This is a genomic window from Pantoea ananatis LMG 2665, assembly GCF_000710035.2.
Lineage (GTDB): Bacteria > Pseudomonadota > Gammaproteobacteria > Enterobacterales > Enterobacteriaceae > Pantoea > Pantoea ananatis.
The window spans coordinates 84,384-107,823 of record NZ_JMJJ01000017.1 but is presented as its reverse complement, the minus strand read 5'-3'; the positions used below and the strand labels follow the sequence as shown (position 1 = coordinate 107,823).

The 23,440-nt window shown below is 50.9% G+C and carries 18 protein-coding genes; 7 read left to right on the top strand and 11 right to left on the bottom strand.

The window, feature by feature from the left end:
• Positions 1-4: 4 nt before the first annotated feature.
• From EL29_RS22065 to EL29_RS22050, 4 genes are all read right to left on the bottom strand, one after another.
• On the bottom strand, positions 5-1,162 hold the full coding sequence (locus tag EL29_RS22065) for a sialidase family protein (RefSeq protein WP_028716043.1): 1,158 nt from the start codon (positions 1,160-1,162) through the stop codon (positions 5-7).
• 1 nt (position 1,163) lies between these two features.
• Positions 1,164-2,585, bottom strand: coding sequence for a sodium:solute symporter family protein (locus EL29_RS22060; protein ID WP_028716042.1), 1,422 nt, complete (start codon positions 2,583-2,585; stop codon positions 1,164-1,166).
• A 76-nt stretch (positions 2,586-2,661) separates the two neighbouring features.
• Positions 2,662-3,546, bottom strand: coding sequence for a dihydrodipicolinate synthase family protein (locus tag EL29_RS22055; RefSeq protein WP_013027814.1), 885 nt, complete (start codon positions 3,544-3,546; stop codon positions 2,662-2,664).
• Positions 3,547-3,565: 19 nt separating this feature from the next.
• Complete coding sequence (locus EL29_RS22050; protein ID WP_013027815.1) at positions 3,566-4,711, bottom strand: iron-containing alcohol dehydrogenase; 1,146 nt, start codon at positions 4,709-4,711, stop codon at positions 3,566-3,568.
• Positions 4,712-5,200: 489 nt separating this feature from the next.
• Here EL29_RS22050 and EL29_RS22045 point away from each other — a divergent pair, with 489 nt between their 5' ends.
• The 3 genes from EL29_RS22045 (at position 5,201) to EL29_RS22035 (ending at position 9,683) form a co-directional block, all read left to right on the top strand.
• Positions 5,201-6,163: a D-threonate 4-phosphate dehydrogenase gene (locus EL29_RS22045; protein ID WP_029571511.1), complete on the top strand. Its 963-nt coding sequence runs from the start codon at positions 5,201-5,203 to the stop codon at positions 6,161-6,163.
• Positions 6,164-6,906: 743 nt separating this feature from the next.
• On the top strand, positions 6,907-8,277 hold the full coding sequence (locus EL29_RS22040; protein WP_028716041.1) for a tyrosine phenol-lyase: 1,371 nt from the start codon (positions 6,907-6,909) through the stop codon (positions 8,275-8,277).
• Positions 8,278-8,432: 155 nt separating this feature from the next.
• On the top strand, positions 8,433-9,683 hold the full coding sequence (locus EL29_RS22035; protein WP_014598168.1) for an aromatic amino acid transporter: 1,251 nt from the start codon (positions 8,433-8,435) through the stop codon (positions 9,681-9,683).
• A gap of 418 nt (positions 9,684-10,101) precedes the next feature.
• On the opposite strand, the gene EL29_RS22030 is transcribed toward EL29_RS22035, so the two are convergent.
• A complete protein-coding gene (locus tag EL29_RS22030; RefSeq protein ID WP_013027819.1) occupies positions 10,102-10,296 on the bottom strand; it encodes a hypothetical protein in 195 nt (64 codons plus the stop codon).
• Positions 10,297-11,036: 740 nt separating this feature from the next.
• Here EL29_RS22030 and EL29_RS22025 point away from each other — a divergent pair.
• Positions 11,037-12,494 carry a mannitol dehydrogenase family protein gene (locus EL29_RS22025; protein WP_029571510.1) on the top strand — a complete coding sequence of 486 codons (1,458 nt, stop codon included), beginning with the start codon at positions 11,037-11,039 and terminating at the stop codon, positions 12,492-12,494.
• Between the two features lie 41 nt (positions 12,495-12,535).
• On the opposite strand, the gene EL29_RS22020 is transcribed toward EL29_RS22025, so the two are convergent.
• Complete coding sequence (locus EL29_RS22020) at positions 12,536-13,570, bottom strand: alpha/beta hydrolase (RefSeq protein WP_019105845.1); 1,035 nt, start codon at positions 13,568-13,570, stop codon at positions 12,536-12,538.
• Positions 13,571-13,763: 193 nt separating this feature from the next.
• On the opposite strand from EL29_RS22020, the gene EL29_RS22015 reads away from it, so the two are divergent.
• Complete coding sequence (locus tag EL29_RS22015) at positions 13,764-13,919, top strand: hypothetical protein (protein ID WP_014333085.1); 156 nt, start codon at positions 13,764-13,766, stop codon at positions 13,917-13,919.
• A 288-nt stretch (positions 13,920-14,207) separates the two neighbouring features.
• On the opposite strand, the gene EL29_RS22010 is transcribed toward EL29_RS22015, so the two are convergent.
• Together EL29_RS22010 and EL29_RS22005 are read right to left on the bottom strand one after the other, a co-directional pair.
• Positions 14,208-14,489 (bottom strand): hypothetical protein, encoded by a 282-nt coding sequence (locus tag EL29_RS22010; RefSeq protein ID WP_013027822.1) that lies wholly within the window; start codon positions 14,487-14,489, stop codon positions 14,208-14,210.
• 166 nt (positions 14,490-14,655) lie between these two features.
• The gene (locus tag EL29_RS22005; protein WP_014598165.1) at positions 14,656-15,540 is read right to left on the bottom strand and encodes a helix-turn-helix domain-containing protein; all 885 of its coding nucleotides are present in this window, start codon (positions 15,538-15,540) and stop codon (positions 14,656-14,658) included.
• Positions 15,541-15,709: 169 nt separating this feature from the next.
• Here EL29_RS22005 and EL29_RS22000 point away from each other — a divergent pair, with 169 nt between their 5' ends.
• The gene (locus EL29_RS22000) at positions 15,710-16,615 is read left to right on the top strand and encodes a DMT family transporter (protein WP_013027824.1); all 906 of its coding nucleotides are present in this window, start codon (positions 15,710-15,712) and stop codon (positions 16,613-16,615) included.
• Between the two features lie 20 nt (positions 16,616-16,635).
• Here EL29_RS22000 and EL29_RS21995 read toward each other — a convergent pair whose 3' ends face one another.
• Positions 16,636-16,983, bottom strand: a complete 348-nt coding sequence (locus EL29_RS21995; protein ID WP_014333089.1) for a gamma-glutamylcyclotransferase family protein — start codon at positions 16,981-16,983, stop codon at positions 16,636-16,638.
• 332 nt (positions 16,984-17,315) lie between these two features.
• On the opposite strand from EL29_RS21995, the gene EL29_RS21990 reads away from it, so the two are divergent.
• A complete protein-coding gene (locus EL29_RS21990) occupies positions 17,316-18,974 on the top strand; it encodes a methyl-accepting chemotaxis protein (protein WP_014333091.1) in 1,659 nt (552 codons plus the stop codon).
• Positions 18,975-19,154: 180 nt separating this feature from the next.
• Here the strand turns inward: EL29_RS21990 and EL29_RS21985 are convergent, their stop codons facing one another.
• Together EL29_RS21985 and EL29_RS21980 are read right to left on the bottom strand one after the other, a co-directional pair.
• Positions 19,155-22,232, bottom strand: a complete 3,078-nt coding sequence (locus EL29_RS21985) for an efflux RND transporter permease subunit (RefSeq protein ID WP_014598164.1) — start codon at positions 22,230-22,232, stop codon at positions 19,155-19,157.
• Positions 22,229-23,359: an efflux RND transporter periplasmic adaptor subunit gene (locus EL29_RS21980; RefSeq protein ID WP_014333093.1), complete on the bottom strand. Its 1,131-nt coding sequence runs from the start codon at positions 23,357-23,359 to the stop codon at positions 22,229-22,231. Before EL29_RS21980 ends, EL29_RS21985 begins: the two co-directional genes overlap by 4 nt.
• Between the last annotated feature and the right edge of the window lie 81 nt (positions 23,360-23,440).

The following is a 23,440-nucleotide window of genomic DNA, read 5'->3' as shown; positions in this document are numbered from 1 at the left end:
CAGATTACTCCTTCACCCACTCAGGCGTGACGCGCGCGTATTTAATTGCCTGACGAAAATAGGTATAAGCGATATGCAAAGTCCCCCCAGCATCCTGCTTGATGCTGGGATAGGAAAATTCACGGTTGCGTTTTTCCTGAGAGTTATTGGTCATACAGTATCCATCGCCTTCATCGAGGTTTTTCTGCCATGGCCAGGTCTTGCCCCCATCCGCTGAAATAGCCACGGTCATGGGCGCGCGCGGTGCCCCCCAGAATGCGGTACGGCCTGTCGTTTCCGGCTCTTTTCTGCCATCACTGTCATCGATCTCATCATATAGAGAGGCACGACGTTCTGTGGCCCCGGCCGCACTCATATTGTTAAATACCAGCGCCAGCTCGCCGCTGTGCAGCGTCGTCACCTGAATAGAAGAGTTGTTGTTAGGTAAAACAGTGGCCTCGGGCGCTGACCAGGTTTCTCCGCCATCGGTGGAGCGGCTCAGATAGATATGATCCGCCCAGCGGCTGCGGTAAAGGGCAACCAGCGAACCATCCTGCAAGGCGGTGATATTCATGTGTACACAACCCAGGCTGTCTGGCACGACCACATCTCGCCAGCTTTTGCCCTGATCAGACGAAATTTTCACCGCGCTGATATCATCATTACCTACCCATTTTTCACCTGGCTGGGTGCGGCAGTAGAACACGGGCAGTAACCAGTTACCGTTATCCAGAACGGTAATGGGCTGACGGATAAAGGTGCCTGGCTTATCTAACAGCGTATCGATCGGGCCCCAGGTTTGGCCAAGATCGCTGGACTGGCGGTATCGGACAATCGCCGTATCCTGATTGCCGGAGATCTGCGCCGTCCACAATAGCCAGAGAACATTATTGGGCGCGAGAAACAGCACAGGGTTTTGCTCAGACCGCGTGGGATCGTCAGACAGTTTGACGGCTTCGCTCCAGGTGTCAGCGCCTGCCGGCAAGCGAGAGCACCAGACGGAGATATCGGCAATCCCTTCCTGTGTTCCGCCAAACCAGACGCAGAGCAGGGAACCATCCTGCAGTGGCAAAATATTGGCGGCGTGGTTTTGCGGGCATGACGAAGGCAACATTGCCGTCATTACTCGACCATCTTTTTCCCATGGCTTCAGATGGCCATCACGAATTACGGTTACGGTCATTTTATTCTCCTTTGCTTGCTGCATTTTTTGCCTCTTCAGCGGCCTGGGTCCGGGCTTTACTTGGGATCATATGGTCAATAGCCATAATCAATGCCGGTGTCAGTAGCGCGATATACATGTTGTTGATACCAAAAGGATCGCCTAACAGATACCAGATGGAGGTCACCACACAGGCGCCCACCAGGCCCGCATTTGCCCCACGCGTACTTCTGTAGAACGGCGCGTAGAAGGCAATCACCGCAACAACGGTAATAGACAGACGAATAGCACGTGTAAAGAAAGAGAGTTTTAAGACTTCAGGCACGAACAGAACAAAAATCAACGGCAGGAAACCAATCAACAGTGATAACCAGCGCGTTGTTTTAAATTCCTGATCGGGCGTCGGTTTGAAATAAGGCACATAGAAATCTTTCACCACCAGTGAGGCGATCGCCAGAGCGACGGTACTGACGCTGACAAAGATGGAGGCCACCAGCGAGGTCGTTACCAGACCCGCCAGCCAGGGGTTCATGTCCTGCAAAAACACCGGCATGGCGTACAGGCTGTTAATCTCTGGATGCAGGTACTTTGCGGCCACACCGATCACCGCAATCGCCAGTGCAATCGGCATACAGAACAGGAAAGCAATCCACGTGGAGCGCTGTGCAGATTTCACGTCTTTAGTTGAGGAGATAGCCTGAATAACAAACTGTGTGCAGAAAATCGAACCAATAGTACCGATGAGCCAGGCAACGATGGTTGATACGCCGATATTACCATCCCAGGTCCAGTAATAGGCGGGCATTTCGTCGATCATAGGTTTGAAGCCGCCCGTTTGCGACAGTGCAAAACACAAAATAGCCAGAATACCAAAATACTTCAGCGCGCTGTGCAGCATGGTGACCCAGGCAATTCCCTTTAAACCACCAAACGCAAAGTAGAAGGTACTGACGATAGCGGTGATAAACGCAGCAATGGGCAGGGTAACGTGTAAGACCGTCGCGATAGCTGCGGCACCACTCACATAATTACCCACGTTTACCAGCAGCAGGGCATAAATCATAATCAGTGAAATGATATTCTTGGTACTGCTACCGTATTTTTCAGCGATGGCGCCCGAAATGGTAATTTTGCCGGTGTTATAAATACGTTTAACCAGAATCATACCAAATAACGGAAAACCGATTGCCGCACCAATAACAGACCATGACGCGGCAATACCGCCTTCAAAAGCGGCCTGCGCGGTGCCGATGGTCGACTTTGCCCCTATATATTCTGACATCAGCAGAATACCAACAATAAAGGCGGGCATGGCGCGTGAGCCTTCCATAAAATCGCCAGAGTTTTTACTGCGTAAGCGAAACGTTAGCCAGGTGGTAAATAAAATATAAGCCACCACGATGCCAATAATTATCAGGGTGTCCTGAGCGTTGAAAGTTTTCATTATAGCCTCAGATATAACAAGATAAATTCGGGGAGCACAGCGACTCCCTGTCTTTACGTTTTATTACTTCTTATTATCATTTCAGGTACAGGTTGATGATTCTGCGGATTTCATCTTCCTGTGCGGTATCAAAGTGAACGGCATAACGGCTTTCGCCCACGTTATAACCTAAAATCTGCAACGCTTTTTTAACTGCTGCGGGTGAAAATGCCACTTTATAAAGGTCTGTGCGTAAGCCCGTGACCTGCTCTTGCGCCAGCCGCGATCCTTCACGATCTCCGGCATGGAAGCGAGACCAGATAGCATTGATTTGACGCGGCGCGACGTTAGCCAGGCCTGAAATACAGGCTGAGCATCCCTCGACATAGCCCTGGTGAATCAGTGAGTCCGGACCGTTCAGAACATCGAAGTCTTTACTGTCCTTAACGGCATCCAGATAACCTTTCAGGCTTTCATAGCTTCCGGCGCTGTCTTTCACGCCAATAATATTCGGGTGTTCAGCAAGTGTGCGGGCCGTTTGTGGCTCGATCGTATTACCCGTCCTGGCCGGAATGTTATACAAAAACACCGGAACGGAAAGGGCATCCGCAATGGCCGTGTAATGATGAATGAGTTCGCGCTGATTAAGCGGCACAAAATAAGGCGTAATCACCGAAACTGCGTCCACGCCCAGTTTTTCGATTTGTTTGCCCAGCCGAATGGTTTCGCGGGTGGAAATCTCACCAATATGCGCCACAACGTTTCCGCGCCCCGATACTTCATTAACACAGGTTTCAGTAACAGTGAGTTTCTCTTTCTCATTAAGGACAAAAAACTCACCGTTAGTGCCGCCACAGAAAATACCGTTGCCCGCATTAAGTTGGCGAATAACCTGACGCTTAAGTTCATCAAGGTTAAGTCCGCCTTCTTTATCAAAAGGGGTAACAATAGCTGTTAACACACCTTCAATTTTCTTACGCATTACCCACTCCTTTTTTAAATTAAATCCTGGGGAAAAGTGTCCGGTAAATTGCAGCCACATCCTGATGGCTGACTACGCAAGGCGAATTGTTCATCAATCGCTTCACGTTCAGAGCCGCTTCACTGAGGGAATCGATATCATCGGATGGCACACCCAGGGCTTCCAGGTTATCAGGCAGGTTGAGGCGTTTGACTAATTTGGCCAGATAGTCAACCAGCGCATGTGATTTCTCTTCCTGACTCAGCGTGGTATCGGCTTCCGGGATCAGATCCCAGACGTTGGCAAATTTCTCCACCGCAAAGGGCCGCACTACTTTCATGCAGGGCGCCAGCAGAATGGCGTTAGCGACACCGTGAGGCAGATGCCAGGTACCGCCTAAGGGATAGGACAGGGCATGAACAAGATGGGTACCGGCATGGGCAATGGCTGCACCGCCATAATAAGAGGCCCACAGCATTTCCAGCTTGGCTGTCAGGTTATGCGGTTCATTAACGGAGGTTTCCAGATGACGGAATAATTTATACAACCCCATGAGTGCAACATTGTCACCGACAGGATTCGAAATCGTCGCGGTGTAGCACTCAAGTAAATGGCACAGCGCATCAATTCCCGTTGAGGAGGCGATATGCGCGGGCATGCTGGTTGTCAGCTCAGGTATCAGGGCAACATAATCTGGCAGCATGACAGGCGAAATAATACCGACTTTGGTATTTTGCTCGGGAATGGCCAGAATGGCATTTGGGGTCGATTCCGATCCTGTGCCCGCAGTAGAAGGAATGAGCAGCGACGGCAAGCGCGCTTCAATTTTCTGACCGTCCAGCAGAGCCTTGAGCGAAGGACGGGACGCATGGCATAAAACCGAGAGGAGCTTCGCCACATCCAACACGCTTCCGCCACCAACACCCACGACCAAATCATAGGCCTTACCTGCCGTGCGCGTCAGCACTGTTTCAACGTCAGTATGCGTCGGCTCTGCCGGAACATCGTCAATGAGCTCTACCTGACGAGCATCCTGCCCCAGTAGCGTGAGGATCTGCGCTGTTGCCGGCAAATTCACAATGTTTTTATCTGTTAAAACCAGCAGTCGTTTTCTGCCCGCCACGACGGGCGCCAGTGCGTTTATCGCATGAGAACCGCTTAATATCGTGCTGTTAATTATGGCCACATTCTTCTCCCCGTTTATGACTGAAATTCATCATGCTGCTGTAGCGCAATCACTCAGCGACTAAATTTATAAATAAAATAGCGCTTTATTAAATTGATCTTGCTCACATATAATCGATTGTGATTGAATATAATCAAATGATCGAGCGGATGATTTGCACACCTGGTCGCTGTGTGTAAACGCGCCTTTAGCTGAAGCCGTCAGTGAGCAGCACGCGATTTGCTGCCTGGTGCGTGTTCCGTTGGTGATGCGCAGCGCACCGTCAAATGCGGTATTACTCAGGTGCGGAGATTGCGACGGCATCGTGCGCGACGGGATTCAGAATTGAGGGCCGGGCGGGTGATTGTGCGCCATACAGATACTTTCCCGGTCGCGGCCGGAGTCTGACTGTATTGATTAAAGTCGGTGTTTTCGGAGATGAAACCACCCTTTCAGAAATATTGAGCTTCGTTGAGGAGAAAACAGGTGACGAATACTGTTGCTATAACAATGGGAGATCCTGCCGGGATCGGTCCTGAAATCATTATTAAAGCGTTAGCCGAAGGTGCATTGAATGGTTCACCCGCGGTTGTTATCGGCTGCGCTGAGACTTTCCGCCGCATACTGGCCATGAACATCACACCTCAGGTTGAACTCCGGGTGATCGACCAGGTTTCTGAGGCACGGTTCACGCCCGGCATCCTTCATATTATTGATGAGAAGGTGGCGCATCCCGAAGCGTTGCAATGTGGTGTGGTTCAGCCAGAAGCCGGTGACGTGGCCTACCGTTGCATCAAGCGCGCGACAGAAATGGCGCTGCGTGGTGAGGTAAAGGCGATTGCGACTGCGCCGCTGAATAAAGAAGCGCTGCATCTGGCAGGGCATCATTATCCGGGCCATACCGAATTACTCGCGAAGCTAACGGACACCAAAGATTATTCGATGGTGCTCTACACCGATAAACTGAAAGTCATTCATGTCACCACACATATTTCCCTGCGCAAGTTTCTGGATACGCTGAGTCAGGCGCGGGTGGAAACGGTGGTCAGGATTGCCGATACCTTTTTACGCCGGGTCGGTTTCACCCAACCGCGTATTGCGGTGGCAGGAGTAAACCCACATGCGGGTGAAAATGGTCTGTTTGGCGATGAAGAGATCCGTATTCTGACGCCCGCTGTCGAAGCGATGAAAGCGCAGGGCATGGATGTGTACGGCCCCTGTCCACCGGACACCGTTTTCATGCAGTGTAACGAAGACATGTACGACATTGTTGTCGCCATGTATCACGATCAGGGGCATATTCCGCTTAAGCTGCTTGGCTTTTACGACGGGGTGAACATCACGGCAGGATTGCCTTTCCTGCGTACTTCAGCCGATCACGGTACGGCATTTAACATCGCCTGGACAGGTAAGGCTAATCCGGAGAGTATGGCGATATCAATTGATATGGCCATGAAGATTACCCGGGAGTAATAATTTATCGAAAGCTAATGCTTTCTGGTCACTCAGGCGATGGCAAGACATCGCCTTTTCTCCACCGGGCTGAAGCGTCATCGCTGTCCACAACCCATCCACCTCAGCACGTTACCTCCACTTCGCTTGCAAATGACTACGAGCAGATAGTCATGCTCTATTACATAAGTTCTCTTTATTTAAGTTTTGATCGGCAGCGACCTGCCTCAGTGGGATAATATGAATGGATTGTCTCAGTGCTGTAGCGACTTTCTTATTTCAACGTCATTAACATTCGCCGCTCAGTTAATAACTCGGTGATGTACATTGAAGTTTACGGATTTTAAGCAACCGCTGTGATTATTCATTTTTTAGGTGATCGCTGCCTCATATTATCTGGTTAAAAATGTCACATTTATTACCAATAAAGAAAATGGAAAGATAAGTTTTCATTGTTATCAACCTTAACCGACTTTTCTGTTTCTGTATGACCGACGGCCGTTACGCTAACGCTATGAATATTCAGCATACATGGCCGATCTTTTTTGATGTTTAATCATTTTTACGTTTTATACATTGTCAGAAAGGCGCGCATAGTGACGCGGCTATTTTCATCGCATGATAAATCCCGCATGATGGTGTCGTATTATTTCCACCTCAATTCTGAGGTTATTGTTATATCTTCCTGTGCATTTCATCTATCCACCAGACTTATTCGACGCGCATTTTTCTGCGTATGAAAATGGATAACTGGAGAAATAAACATGAACTATCCTGCCGAGCCTTTCCGCATTAAAAGTGTTGAAACCGTATCAATGATCTCACGCGATGAGCGTGTTAAAAAAATGCAAGAAGCGGGCTATAACACGTTTTTACTGAATTCAAAGGATATCTACATCGATCTGCTGACAGACAGCGGTACAAATGCCATGAGTGACAAGCAGTGGGCAGGGATGATGATTGGTGATGAAGCCTACGCAGGCAGTGAAAACTTCTACCATCTCGAAAAAACGGTGAAAGAGTTGTTTGGTTTCAAACACATCGTTCCAACCCACCAGGGACGCGGGGCGGAAAACCTGCTCTCGCAGCTGGCCATTAAGCCCGGTCAATATGTCGCAGGAAATATGTACTTTACAACAACCCGCTTCCATCAGGAAAAAAATGGCGCAACCTTTGTGGATATTGTCCGCGATGAAGCACATGACGCCAGCCTGAATCTCCCCTTTAAAGGTGATATTGACCTGAATAAATTAGCGACGCTCATTAAAGAAAAAGGCGCCGAGAACATCGCCTATATCTGCCTTGCGGTCACCGTGAATCTGGCGGGTGGGCAGCCCGTTTCAATGGCAAATATGCGCGCCGTACATGAAATGGCCAGCACGTATGGCATTAAGATCTTTTACGATGCCACCCGTTGCGTTGAAAATGCCTATTTTATCAAAGAGCAGGAAGCAGGCTACGAGAACGTCAGTATCAAAGATATCGTGCATGAAATGTTCAGCTATGCCGATGGGTGCACCATGAGCGGTAAAAAAGATTGTCTGGTGAATATCGGCGGCTTCTTGTGTATGAACGATGAGGAGATGTTCTCAGCGGCAAAAGAGTTGGTTGTCGTTTATGAAGGTATGCCGTCATACGGCGGGCTGGCCGGTCGGGATATGGAAGCAATGGCTATTGGGCTACGTGAAGCCATGCAGTATGAATATATTGAACATCGGGTCAAACAGGTGCGCTATCTGGGCGATAAACTCCGTGAAGCCGGCGTACCCATTGTTGAACCGACGGGCGGAAATGCGGTATTTCTTGATGCTCGTCGTTTCTGTCCACACCTGACGCAGGATCAGTTCCCTGCGCAGAGCCTGGCAGCCAGCATCTATATGGAAACCGGCGTGCGAAGTATGGAACGTGGAATTGTTTCCGCCGGTCGCAGCAAGGAAACGGGGGAGAACCATCGCCCCAAACTGGAGACGGTACGTCTCACTATTCCACGCCGTGTTTACACTTACGCGCACATGGATGTTGTTGCCGATGGCATCATTAAACTGTACCAGCATAAAGAAGATATTCGTGGTCTGACGTTTGTTTATGAACCTAAACAACTTCGCTTCTTTACTGCGCGTTTTGACTTTATTTAATACAACCCTGGCCCCGCAGGGGCCCTGTTTCTCTCCTATCACCCTTCCTTTATTTCAGACCTGCCGCCATGGCAGGTCTGCAGTCGAACCGTTATTATCCAGCGGATTCAGAATGACGCCAAAATGATAATAAAGAGTCAACAGGAGAATTTCTCATGGTTATTAAGAAAACAACACCCGGTTTAATGAGTGGAACGATGCTTATCATTGCCACCGTCATAGGTGGCGGAATGTTCTCACTGCCGATTGCTATGGCTGGCATATGGTTTCCAGGCGCATCAATTATTTTAACGCTCATTGCCATAATGATGCTGTTAACCGGACTGATGCTGGTTGAAGTCAATCTCCATTATGGTGGTGGTGCGAGTTTTAACACCTTCACACAGGATTTATTAGGTCATAAATGGAATGTTGTGGTGGGTATCGCATTTGGCTTTGTCTTGTATATTTTAACTTATGCTTATATTTCTGGCTCTTCTGCTGTCATCTCTCAGACGGTAGAAAAATACAGCGGATTTTATCTTCCAGCCCGCTTATCTGTGATCATCGTAAGCGTGTTGGTCGGTGGCATCGCATGGTACAGCTCGCTTTTGGTTGGCCGTATTACAACGGTGTTAATTATCGGGAAGTTTGTTGCCTTTTTTGCTACCTTCTCTGGCCTGATATGGCATGTCGAAGGCGCTAAACTTATTGACAGTGCCGCCTGGGCGCTGCCTGATACGCAATATCTGCCATATATTTTAATGACGCTACCTTTCTGCATCATCTCTTACGGTTTCCACGGCAACGTGCCCAGTCTGGTGAAGCTGTATGGCACTCAGGGGGTTAAGAATATCACCCGGTCGATTTTTATTGGCACGGCTTTCGCTCTGCTGCTTTACATATTCTGGTTGGTCGTCACCATGGGCAATATCAGCCGCGCCGATTTTTCGCCCATTATCGCCAAAGGGGGGAATATTGATGTATTTGTCGAGGCAATAGGGGGCTTATTTACCAGCACGTCTATGGATCTGATCCTCACTTTCTTTGGTAATTTTGCGGTAGCCAGTTCATTGCTAGCCGCGACGCTGGGGCTTTTCGATTATATTGCCGATCTGTTTCATTTTTCAGACGACCGTTCTGGCCGGTTTAAGACGGCCCTGGTAACGTATTTGCCACCCGCTGTCGTTTGTTTCATCCTGCCCGGTGGCTTTGTCTATGCAATTGGCTATGCCGGTCTGGCCTTTACGATCTGGAGCGTTATTCTGCCGCCTTTTCTTGTGAAAGCGGCCCGCAAGCGTTTTCCCACTGCAGTCTATACCGCACCCTGTAATAACATGATCCTTAATCTGGTTATCGTGGTGGGGGGATTCGTTTACCTGACGGTGGTACTTGATGTATTCCGGCTGCTGCCTTCGTTTAGCTAAAGTGAAGCGAGCGCGATGTGTGCACCTTATCACCATCACCATCCTGTGCTCTCATGCTGCCTGATTAGACCAGTGTCCCTTGCCGGGGGCTGAGCGAATCACGTCTTCAACACTTCTCAGGCTTCAGCCGCGATGCTCCCACGGACAAGCTGGCTGAAGCTCAGTGTCAGGGCTCAGTGAGCCCCGATCGACAAAGCGTATAACGACCTGTTATTCAAGGTGTGATGACAGGCAGCAGGCTAAAGGGTAATACCCTGCTGCTGCAGTCGCGTTGCGCGGAATCTTACCTGAAGGCAAACATGCATCTCTTCATGGCAACATCCTGAGATGAGGTCTGAGCAATGTGAATTGGGGTTTTAACAAGAGCGGCCCTCATTAAAACCAGTCAGAGGGCCAGGAGAGATCGGGACAGTGGTATTTATTTTGCTGATTTATTATTGATTTTTACTCGTTCAGTTAACAGACTGGTTTCAAGATCAGAAAAATTCAGGGTTCTCAAGAAGGCAGGATTAATATTCTTACAGGGTAACAGTCGGGTATCACCAAGGTTATTGACAAGAATGAGGTAAGGGTTTGTTCCTTGCATATCAATCACAGAGTTCAATTTCCACATAATTTCCTCCTTGGTTCATGGATGTCATGAACACAGCTGGAATTATGCGTGGTAATCCGCCGGAAAAATGAGGAATCAGTGCTACCTGATGCTCTGTTTCCCTCATGGTAAGCATTAAATTATAAATACTTGATGTACATCTATGTCATTAAATTGTCACAATGAAAGCCATCGCGAATCGCGTAAGAAATAACTAACTCAAACTTGATCGGACCGACGATGAAACAGTGTTGTCATAATGGAGCTAGTTATGAAGGGTTCATTTTCCTGCATCACACGTTTTGAATAAATTTGAATTTATTTTACATAACGCCCTGTCAGGCATTACGCCTTTTTCCGGATATAAGCATTTTTCGCCAGAGACGGTGCTGTCTCTGATTACTTATGTCTTAAAATATTAATAACATAAAAACCACCAATTTAACCTCATGGAAACAGGCTTGTGAGGTGTATTCCTTAAATGCGTGTTATTTATTTCGCTATCTCATCCCAGCACATGTCACAATTCAGGTGTTGCTTCTGGTATGGTAGTGGACTTGCATATTTTCATAGCGATAATCTTGGTTTTGACGAAAAAATTGTTCAACGCACAATCTGCAATCCACTAATTGATCATTTTGTCGCGGCGGTCATTTAATTTTAATTACCCTTTTTTCATCAATGCTGTTATGTCACGCAAGGACACAGCGAATCATGCCGGAAATAACCAAATAATAACTTTAATTAACAGTGAGATTACAATGCCAAATAAATTACTCAGTGCTAACGCCACCGTTCCACAGTGGGATCGCCATAATCTGGTTCCGAGAATCGTTCATCTCGGATTTGGTGCGTTTCACCGTGCCCATCAGGCTGTCTATGCAGACGTTCTTGCTGCTGAACACAGCAGCAACTGGGGTTATATTGAAGTCAATCTTATCGGCGGTGAGCAACAGATTGCCGATCTCAAGCGTCAGGATTTTCTCTATACCGTGGCAGAAATGTCCGCCAGTGCGTGGTCAGGCAGGGTGGTTGGCGTCGTCAGGCAGGCGCTTCATGCGCAGGTTGATGGCACTGAAGCCGTGCTGGAGGCGCTATGCCAGCCGCAGGTTGCCATTGTGTCGTTAACGATTACCGAAAAGGGCTACTGCCACGCGCCCGCGACAGGCGAACTGATGCGTGACCATCCCCTAATCGTAGCTGACTTAGCACAGCCCCATCAGCCCCATTCCGCCCCAGGCATCATCGTTGAAGCGCTGGCCCGCCGCAGAGCGGCGGGGTTAGCCGCCTTCAGCGTCATGTCCTGCGATAACATTCCTGAAAATGGCAGGGTGATTGCCGGGGTCGTTTGCGCCTATGCGCGGCAATGCGATCGCGAACTGGCAAGCTGGATCGAACAGCACGTCACCTTTCCCTCTACCATGGTGGATCGTATCGTACCCGCCGTCACCCAGGAAAGCCTGAATAAAATTGCGCAGGTAACAGGGGTGCAGGATGCTCTGGCGGTGGCCTGTGAACCCTTCAGGCAATGGGTGATAGAGGATAACTTCGTAGCCGGACGTCCTGAGTGGGAAAAGGCCGGCGCAGAACTCGTTAACGATGTTGTCCCGTACGAAGAAATGAAGTTGCGCATGTTAAACGGCAGCCACTCATTTCTGGCCTATCTTGGTTATCTGGCGGGCTATGAACATATTTGTGACTGCATGGAGGATCCCGATTTCAGACGGGCAGCACGAACGTTGATGCTGCAGGAGCAGGCACCGACATTGCAAGTTAAGGGCGTGGATCTGACGCGTTATGCTGACCTGCTGATCGCGCGCTTTGAAAACCATGCGTTAAAGCACCGTGCCTGGCAGATAGCCATGGATGGCAGCCAGAAACTTCCTCAGCGCTGGCTGGGCTCGATTCGTTGGCATCTCAGAAACGAAAGTGATTTTGACCTGCTCGCCCTGGGCATTGCCGGTTGGATGCGCTATGTCTCAGGCGTAGACGAGCAGGGAAATCCGATTGAAGTGATCGACCCGTTATTACCCACTTTGAACGCTGCTGTGGGATCCAGTGCTGATGGCGAGGCGAGGGTGAAAGCATTATTAGGTGTCGATGCCATTTTTGGTGAGGCGCTGGCAAATAATGCGTACTTTGTGGAGCAGGTAACCCGTGCCTATCAGCTTCTGCTTGATAAAGGGGCGAAAGGCGCGGTAGCCGCTGTTGCGCATTAATCTTCAGTGAGGCAAGCCACGGGCAGTGGCTTGCCTGGCGATTACAGGTTATCGTTTGGACGGCCAGATTGGTCGGCAACGACGCCCGTATCTGGTTTGAGTTCGCGCGTAAACCAGCTTACGACTTCCTGGATAACCTCCGGCTGGTACCAGGTGAGGTCGGCATGCTCTGCCCCTTTCACCACAACGTAGTCCACTTTCTCACCGGCTTTCCTGAGTGCATCAAACAGCTGCGCACTTTGATGGGGCGATACCAGAGAATCTTTATCACCGTGCATAATCAGGAAAGGCGGCTTGCTGTTTCGTAAATGTCCCATAGGGCTGGCATGCCGTGCTTTTGCCGTGTCGTCCATGATGCTTGCGCCAGCAAACTCACGAAAGGCTGGACCGTGCACCAGCAATGCCTCGGTTACCGCAGGTGACTGATGAACTTTTTGAATTTCATCGGCATAACCTTCGCCAATGTTAAGGAGGTCGGATATGCCATATAGCGTTGCCACTGCCTGCACATCAGAGGATTTATCGGTGAAATCACCGCGATCAAACGCCGTTTCCCCCTGTGTGGTGCCGAGCATTTGCACAAGCCATCCCCCAGCCGAATCGCCGAGTACACCAATGCGCGCGGGATCAATGCCGTATGTCTCGGCATGTTGTCGCAAATAGCGCACTGCCGCTTTACCATCATTTACCGGAGCCGGGAAGGTATCCGGTACAACGCGATATTCCGCAGCGGCCACAACAAAGCCAGCCTCTGCCAGCGCCATACGCATCTGGATGTACTTATCGTGATTGGCACTGGTAAAACCGCCACCGGGAAAATAGATGATGGCGGGTTTAGGCGCGTCGGTGCGGGGCACTAACAGCGACATATGGAGCGGCCTGGTCTCTCTTGCCGTCGTGATTTGTGAATAAACGATGCCACTTATGGCATCTATCTGATTGCGTGTTGGTTTGACCTGAATAACCTTTGCACCCTCACGATAACCCGTCAGATCGTTATGCTCTGTCGCCATCGCGCTCCCCATTGTCATCATTACTGCTAACCCACCAATTAAAAAATTGTGGCATAGATTCATAATTTTTCCCCAGACGTTGAGAGAAATGCTCTCAATTGAACAAAAAAACCTGCATTGAGGCTGTCATTTTCAGCAATCAGACGGTAATGCATAAACGGCAAAGAGAAGTTGAGCGAGATTATGAAAGCCGGATTTTGGGGGAAAGATTGCGGAGTGATGAGGCGCGAGCCAAACCTTGTGGCGGTCTGGCCCGATGAGATTAGCGAATGACGATGGTAAGCAGGATAAAAACGACTGCGATAGCTACCACCTGAATAAAAATCCGATCAAGCGTGAATTTACGCATAGCGTCACCTCACGGCGTGAGTATTTGCCAGATACCCAATCCTGTCAGGATCAGGCCGGTTAAAAGAAAAATGAACGAAATTGCGCTTTCAGATGAAAACTTCATGATGTGCTTCCTTGTCATTATGATGACGGTTAATCGCATCCGTTGATGTGAACATTAACGTCACCTGGTGAGACAGCGTCCGGCTTCTGCCTGTCAGAAACCTATGCCGTTATCCCGGCCCGAGTGCGCTGATGTTTCGGCGGCAGGCACCTCTTTATTACGCCGCTCGATATCAATGTTGCATCAGGTGATAAGTCTGACGGTTTAACGATAGGCGGTAAGCCTCTTTATCGGCTGATTTTGGCGTCATGTTCCTGTGCGGCTATCCGCATGCATGGCGACAAAAAAGGGATGATCCAGCCTGCTGTTAACGCTGCTCGTGTAGGAATAACTGCTGCGACAGCAAGACATCGCGTCAATAAGGCTTACAGCGATTGCACTCGCTTTGCGGGAGGAGGGAATAGCGCGTTTTTGAACAGTAACATGACCACAGTCCTCATTCGTTAACTGCTGGCTGACCAGAATGGCGATTGTCATGCGGGTAATCATGGTCGGCTTTGCGAAACAGCCATCCGAACCTTCAATCACGCCGATACCATGAAGCCTGAATGAATGCGTGCCCAGTATAATCAGGATGCAACGTGAGTAAAGCCAATACCTGTGGGTGAGTGAGGATAGGTTTAAGTTACTCAGACATGAAATTATCGTTGCTGATTTCCGGTCACGGTTATCAGCCCTTACCAGTGCCTCTGATTCAGGGCGCTTTCACGCCATTCGCCATTCGCAGTTGCGAAGGGGTCAAGCCTGTCACCTGTTTGAAGCGGTGGCTGAAATGACTTAGCGAACTAAAGCCAGTATCCAGTGCGATTTGCGTCAACGGCAGCGAGGTTGACTGCACCATCTGCTGTGCTTTTTCCATGCGGCGCTGCATGACGTACTGATGCGGCGCAATACCGAGCGACTGGCGAAACATCCTGGCAAAATGGTACTCACTCAGGTTTGCCTGAGTGGCCAGTGCATCAAGCGTGAGGGGCAATGCCAGGTGCGCATCAATAAAAGCCAGCGTATTGCGTAATACAAAGGGGGCCAGTCCACCCGTTACCGCCGGAGGCCGCCACTGAACGCTGGAATAGTGCTGGATCAGATGAGTTAATAACAGGGTGCTGGCAGTGCTCAACATGAGGTGATTTGCGGGCTGCTGCCAGTCACAGCTGAGTAAGAACTGGCGATACAACGTGGTGATACTGGCATCACTGCAAAATATTTTCTCATCCAGTGCAATCGACAGCGGGCTGCGATCCCATATTTTCTCGCCCACATCGCGTAAATGCTCATCTGTGCAATAGAGATGCACAAAAGAGAGGTTATTACGTACGTCCCATGTGGATTCGCTCTGCTGCGGCATCAGGCAGAATTTATCTGGTCCACCGCCGTTTCGCCAGCCGGAAGCGGTTTTGTGGTAACTCTCATAGCCATCGGCAACATACAGGCTTAGCGTGTGATGGTTACTGTTTACGGTAATCCTGTCTTGCTTGTTGTGCCATGCTGCCAGCCGGATGCCGGAGTTAAGCATGACCGATTCGCGCAACACAGCTTTATTTTGACGCAGTATTTCAAACGTGTCGTAAACGCGAGACATAACTCTTTTCCGCCCGTTCATCAGAGGCTCAGTCTAGGGCGAGAGCCAGCAGGTAGCCAGATCTGTATCGTTAAAATGCGCAAGATTTTGCAAATCAGACGCAGGTTCATAGAAGCGTGCGTCCTCATCAGTTGGGACACTGTGTTCTGCTTCGTTTAAAGGAAAAAGCATGAACGCATTACTCTATGCTGTGGTCGTGGTTATCTGGGGTACAACCTGGATTGCCATCTTTTTGCAACAAGGGCCCGTTGATGTCACGGTGTCCGTTTTCTGGCGCTTCGCCATAGCCAGTATTTTATTGCTGACGCTCCTGCAGATAATGGGGCGCCTGCGCAGATTATCGCCGCGCGATCATCTGTTTTGCGCTTTGCAGGGCTGCTGTGTATTTTGCTTTAATTTTTGGTGCTTTTACACCGCCGCCGGTTATATCAATACCGGTTTAGAGTCCGTGATTTTTTCCATGGCGGTGCTGTATAACGCAGTAAACAGTTATCTGTTTTTTGGGCAGCGCCCCCAGCCGCGTTTCTGGTTTGCGGTCACGCTGGGATTAACGGGCATGATCCTGTTGTTTTGGGACGATCTGCACATCAGCGGCGCAAGCGGTGGACTGTGGCGAGGCATCGGCCTGTCGGCGTTGGGCACGTTTGGCTTTTCTCTGGGCAACATGATCAGCCTGCGGCATCAGCGCAGACAGCTGGAAACCATGACCACTAACGCCTGGGCTATGTTATACGGCGCAATGGTCATGGGCATTATCGCTCTACTTCGTGGCGTGAGTTTCTCACCGCTCTGGACACTGAGCTACCTCAGTGCCTTGCTTTATTTGTCCATATTCGGTTCGGTCATTGCGTTTTGGGCGTATTTCACCCTGGTCAGACGTACGGGCGCCGCTAAAGCCGCATACACAACACTGATGTTTCCGTTGGTTGCCCTCACCTTATCGACGGTTTATGAAGGCTATCACTGGCAAAGCCACAGCGTGGTGGGATTGCTGATGATCCTGGGCGGTAACCTGGTGATGTTCGGACGTCCCTTGCGCTGGCCAAAACCGAAACCCATGCCGGGCACGCTATAAAGCAGTGATCAGATAAGGCGTTATTCACTGGCTTGCGGAATGCTCTGCGGCTGAAGTTGATATATCCATGCGGTGACACTGTCACCGTTTTCCAGGGCCACCTTAACGCTGATCCGGTCATAACCCTCCTCAAATTCATCCAGCATCGGCCAGTGTAGGTACAGATTGTCCGAGGAAAAAAGAAAGCCCTGCACTTGTGGCCCGCGATCGTCCACAACAATACCGGGGAAGCCTGCAGCCGCGCCGCGCCCTTCAGTAAAAAAAACGCCCCGGACAACTCCGGCCTGCCAGGCGCCACCGATGTTCTCCAGAAGAGAGGCGTTACTGCGGCCCGGACACAGGGTGCCATAAACAAACAACCTTTCCATATTCGTCTCTGTCACAAAAAATGCCACCTTACCTGTCTGGAATGTCGTTGTCATCAGGCAGGGGCGATCAGGTCACGAGTCTGTATATCAGGCTGATAAACAACAACCTTATGCAAGGCAACGCGCAAATAGAACAGGGTTTAATCGCTAAAGGCTGAGGCAAGTCATTATTTTTTATTCCCGTCAGCGGTTGAGTGACTTAGTCTTTATTTTCTATTTATCAAGTTTTAGAAATTAAATATATCTCTGATTAACAGGTAAAGCTGGTTTGTACTGTGCCGATAAGAATGCATTGCGATAACCTTTTTTCAATTTCACACTCAGGGGCTTTTATGACTATTACCCAGCGTTTGGTGCTGGCATTTTCATTGCTGGCGTTATCACTTTGTGCGCTCGTTGCTGTTTCATTATCCGTGATATCCGGTTTCCAGTCGCGCTTTGAATATGTTCAGGTGAATGCGATACCCAGCATTAAAGATCTGAACAAGTCAATCAGTGCAACTAACCAGCTCGGGCTGGCATTGTATCGTCATCAGTCGATGGCCGACAGCGCGAAACAGTCCGCAGCTGAAGATAAAATCAATGGCATTCTTGATAATATTAAATCGCTGAATGACTACTATATGGCGAATGATATTTCCAGTGATGAAGATAAAGCGATGACGGTACAGGCGCAACGTAACCTTGACGCGGTTCGTAGCACGCTTCCGGCATTTCTTGCAGCTTCGCGCAGTCACGATAATGCCCTGTCGCTAGAACAGCTTCAGGGCGAAAACGGCATTGGCGCCGCTGCCCGCAAAATGGAGTCTGACTTCACCAAACAAATCGATTTGAATATTAAAATTGGTGATGGATTAAGAGCAGAGAATAACCGTATTTATTCACAGACGTTTTGGATGATGACAAGTGCATCCGTGCTGGTTATTGTGTTACTCGGCCTGTTCTCTGTCAGTATTATTCTGGGAATTAAAAGAAGCCTGACCAGCATTAAAGATACGATGTCGACCGTCAGTAATAACCTTGATTTAACCTGTTCAGCGCCTGTCCTCAGAAACGATGAAATAGGCCAGACCGCATCAGCGTTTAATGATTTGTTGAAACGTGTATCCACCACTCTGATGTCTGTGAACCATTCAGCGCAATCTGTCAGTACGGGCGCGACGCAAATCGCAGCGGGCAATGAAGACCTGTCATCGCGTACGGAACAACAGGCGGCTTCACTGGAAGAAACGTCAGTCAGTATGGCGACGCTGAGCGATACCGTGCGTCAGAATGCGGAAGGTGCGGTACAGGCCAGCAATCTGGCAAATAATGCCAATACGCTGTCCAAACAAAACGGCTCCGCAGTCAGTCAAATGTTGACGACGATGGGCGACATTCGCGGCAGTTCTGCCAAAATTTCTGAAATCACCGGGCTTATTGAGGGGATTGCTTTCCAGACCAATATCCTGGCGCTGAATGCCGCGGTAGAAGCGGCACGTGCCGGTGAACACGGTAGGGGGTTCGCGGTCGTCGCCTCTGAGGTCCGTAATCTGGCACAGCGCTCTTCGTCCGCAGCCCGGGAGATTAAAGATCTTATCAACGTGTCAGTTTCACAAGTTGAGCAGGGCCTTGAGCAGGCAACAAGCGTGGGCAGCAATTCAGACAACGTCAGCAATGCTATTCAACAGGTCGCTGATTTAGTCAATGAAATTGCGGCCGCTACGGCCGAGCAGAGTAAAGGCATTGAGCAGGTTCATCTGGCCATCGGGCAAATGGATGAAGTGACGCAGCAAAACGCCTCACTGGTTGAAGAAGCGTCTTCGGCGTCTAAATCTCTGCAGGAGCAGGCAGAAACGCTATCGAGACTGGTTTCAACCTTTAAGGTTAATGACAGTGTCACCCAGGTTGCTTCACCAGCCAGTGTGCCGGTGAGCCCGTCAGTACCCGCACTGAAAAGGCCGGATTTGAAAGCAGTCAACGTCGATAAGGTTAACTGGGAAAGTTTCTGATGCCTTCTTTAGGGATCTAAGCCCGCCGGTGCCTGCTGGCGACAAAAAGCGCTGTGTACGACAGCGCTTTTTTATTGCCCGATGCACGTCTTTTCTGCCAGTAAAGCGGGTGAGCGTGTCGCTTGTTGTCCTGGGTAACAGGCAGGCCTGATCAGGCCCCCTGTTACTGCCGGTTATCACTCACTGATCTTGCACCTGATTCTGACGGCGTCCTTCTCTTTGCATGACCAGGCTGAGCGAGGCCGGTAACAGCGTTAACGTGACCAGCGTTCCGGTGACCAGACCGCCGATAATGGCGTACGCCATTGGCCCCCAGAACACCTGCCGGGAGATGGGCAACATGCCGAATATCGCCGCACAAGCCGTCAGTAATATTGGTCGGGCGCGATGAATAGCCGCGTGATAAATCGCCTCGTTGTGCATCATGCCTGCCTGAGTATTACTGTCCACCTCACTGATCATGATCACCGCGTTACGGATGATCATGCCTGCCAGCGCGATAATCCCTAACAGCGCAACAAATCCCATTGGCGTTCCACTCGGCAACATGGCGATAACGATGCCGGGTAAGCCGAAAGGGGCCATCAGCAGCGCCAGCAACATTCTTGAGAAGCGTTTCAACTGCAGCATCAACAGGATAAGCATCACACTCAGCGTGACCGGCAACACCGCAAACACCGATCGGTTACCTTTATCCGATTCGGCGACGGTACCGCCTTCTTCAATATGATAGCCGGCAGGCAAGGACGCGCGGAATGTATCCAGTTCGGGCTTCAGCTGATCTGAAACGTTTTCAGCACGCGCCGTAGGGGCAATATCGGTTTGCACCGTAATGTAAGGCTGGCGCTGACGTCGCCAGATAACCGGATCCTCAAGCTGCCATTTCAATGTCGCAACCTGACCCAGTGGGATTTTCTGTCCAGAGGCGGTATCCAGCATCAGACCGTTGAGGATATCGGTATTTTGCCGTTCCTCATCGTTTCCCCTGAGCACCACATCAATCAGTCGGTTACGGTCACGGATCGTGGTTACTGTACTGCCTGACGTCACAGTATTCAGCATGGAGGCGATGCTTTCAGAAGAGACACCAACCGCACGCGCTGCCGTCTGATTGACATCAAGTCTGATAACCCGCTCGGGTTCACCTGCTGTCATATTTACCTCACGCGTATTTGGCGATCGTGACAGCTGTAAGGCCAGTTTTTCCGCAATTTCACGAACCTGCCTGTAGTCGGGGCCTGTAACGCGGTACTTTAGCGGCCAGCCAATCGGTGGCCCCAGTTCAAGGGGCGAAACGCGCGAGGTGATATCACTAAAGTCACGTGCCAGGATGTGATCCAGCTTGTTGCGCACTCTGTCACGAGCGTCAAGGCTCTTCGCAACCACCACCAGCTGGGCAGTATTTTCATTGTCCAGCAAGACCTCCATCGGCAAATAGAAACGTACCGCGCCAGAGCCGACATAACTGGAGAAATGATCGATGTCGTTATCGCTGCGTATCAGGTTTTCCAGTTGTCCGGTTCGCCGGGTGGTTTCGGTTTGAGAGGCATTCGCGGGCAATGTCAGGTTCACTAACAGCTCAGGGCGGTCTGAAGCGGGGAAAAATTCCCCCTGCATCAGCGTTGTGCCGAAGATCCCCATGCCCAGCAGCAGGAGGGCGAGAGTGACCGTCGTCCAGCGATACCTAAGCGTTTGATCGAGCAGGCGGCGATAAAATCGGCCCATCAGCCCCGGCTGTTTGTGCGTTGCGTGGGCGCTATCTGTCAGCAGCCAGGTGCCTGTCACGGGTGAAAACAGAATAGCCACCACCCAGGAGCAGAGCAGAGAAATCAAGACAACCGCAAAAAGCGAGTAACAATATTCGCCCGCGCTGGAGGCGGCAAAGCCCACTGGGATAAAACCGGCTATCATCACCAGCGTGCCCGTCAGCATAGGGAAGGCCGTGGTTTTAAACGCAAATGTTGCCGCCTGCCATTTGCTGTCGCCTGCTTCAATGCGTGACACCATGGTTTCCACCGTGATCATCGCATCATCAACCAGCAGCCCGAGTGCAATAATTAAGGCACCCAGTGAAATACGTTGCAAACCTATCCCTGCAAACGTCATTCCGACAAACGTCATGGCCAGCACCAACGGGATCGCCGCCGCGACCACCAGCCCCGCCCGAAAACCCAGTGAAAAAAAGGATATCGCCAGGACAATGATGACGGCTTCCGCCAGCACCTGAACAAATCCGCTAACCGCCGTTTTGACGACGGTGGATTGATCGGCGACTTTTATCATATTGATACCATGCGGTAACTGGCTGGCGATAATTGCCATCCGCTGATTGAGTGCCTGGCCAAATCTGAGCATGTTGCCAGAAGGGGCCATGGAAACCGCCAGCCCAATGGCGGGCTCACCATTGACACGAAAGGTGGAAGAGGGTGGCTGTGAGGGCTGAAGCGAGATCGTCGCAATATCCGACAGCGGGATAAAGCGCTGACCAATGCGCAGTGTAACCGCCTCCAGGTTTGCCACCGTCGTCAGCGCACCGCTGACACGAAGCGCAATATTCTCTTTATTGGTGCGTATTTCCCCCGCGGGCGCCACGGCATTCTGCGCCGTTAATGCATCGCTGACTTGCTGAAGCGTAAGGCCCATACCATCCAGCTTCCTGGGTGAGAAGGCGATAACAATCTGCTCCTCCTGTTCACCCAACAGGGTAATTTTGCCCGTGTCAGGCACATCCATCAGGTCACGACGAATATTATCGACCTTATCGCGCAGTTCACGTGGGCTGAAGCCATCGGCGGTAAAACCATAAATGGTGCCAAACGTATCACCAAACTCATCATTGACGCCTGGGCCCTGAACGCCTTGCGGCAGGCTTGGGGCGATATCCTGCATTTTTTTCCGGATCTGGTACCAGATGGTTGGAACCTGTGCCGGGGGCGTATCATCGCGCAGATTAACAAATATCACCGTCTTGCCAGCCCGCGTTTCACTTTCAATAAAATCCAGCGAAGGCGTTTCCTGAAGCTTTTTTTCCAACGTATCGGTGACCAACTGCATGGTGTCTTCGACCGTGGCGCCAGGCCACTGTGCCGACACCACCGCCGTTTTAATCGTAAAGGCGGGATCTTCATTACGCGGCAGATCGATGTAGCTGAGAACACCCGTCGTCATCACTAACAGCATAAAGAAGATCACCAGCTGCTGGTGCGCTAGCGCCCAGGCGGACAGGTTAACGCCGTGCAGAGTGCTGTCCGGTTTCATTTGTCGTTCTCCTCAAGCCTGACGCGCTCGCCTGGCAGCAATGTTTTTACGCCTGCGGTGACCACGCGCTCGCCCGGCTGCACGCCAGCGCTGAGATAGATCTGCTGTGCATCAAACCGCGTCAGTTGGATGGGCCTGACCTGAATCTGCTGGGTTTTGCTGTTAACGACGAAGACGGCAGGCCGCTCCCCGGCTCGCGTGAGTGCACTGGCTGGCAGCGCAATGACCTGGTCCACTTTTCCGGGAAAAGTGCCCAGTACCGTTGAACCCAGTGCCATATCGGCTGGCGGATTGGTCAGCGTCACGCGAAGCCGCCAGGTGCGGGTTTGTGAATCGGCCTGCGGGCTGATATCACGAAACTGCCCGTCCGCCTTCAGCGCAGGATTGGATAACAGCGCGATCCGGATCGGCGTGGTTGTCGCCTTTTCTGTGAGTGTAGGTTCGGCGAGGTCAAACACGGCATCGCGCTTGCCGTCGGCTGCCAGCGTCATGACCGTCTGCGCCGCACTCACCACCTGCCCGGGCTGAACGTTTATCGAGGTGATCACGCCGTCACGCGGTGCGGTGAGCTGTGTCCAGGCCATATTATCGCGCGCATTTTTAAGCGCAGCCTCACTGCTTTGACGGCGGGAAACGGCGACCTGCCAGTCACCTTGCGCGCTATCTAACTGCGCGCGGGAGATGGCACCGCCCGGCATGAGCAGCTTCATACGGTGAAGCGTGAGAGCGGCAACGCGCTCCGATGCCCGTGCACTGTTGAGATCGGCCGTCGCGCTGCTGAGCTGATTTTGGGCAGCGTTACTCTCTAATGTCGCAAGCACCTGACCTGCGGTAACGTGCTGACCCATATCAGTCGTTCGGGCGGTTACCCGACCCTCCAGTCTGAACGCTAATGCTATTTCTTCGTGCGCCCGGAGCTCACCCGTTTGCGTCATAAGACCGCCACTGGAAAAGGGCGGTACCGTCAGGGTACGGACGGGACGTAGCGTGTCCCGCTGGGCAGGCTTTTCATCTCTACACCCTGCAAGTATCAAGATGCCCACCACGAACAGTGGCGGTACAGCAGCGTTGAAGAGGGTGAGGTGGCGCAGCGCCTGGCGAGCAAAACAAGGAATAAAATCTGTCATAGCCGGATTCCTTAAATGAGACAGCCTCATTTAACGTGGCTTATGTCCAGAATCCTTTTATGAATCATCAAGAAATGGTCA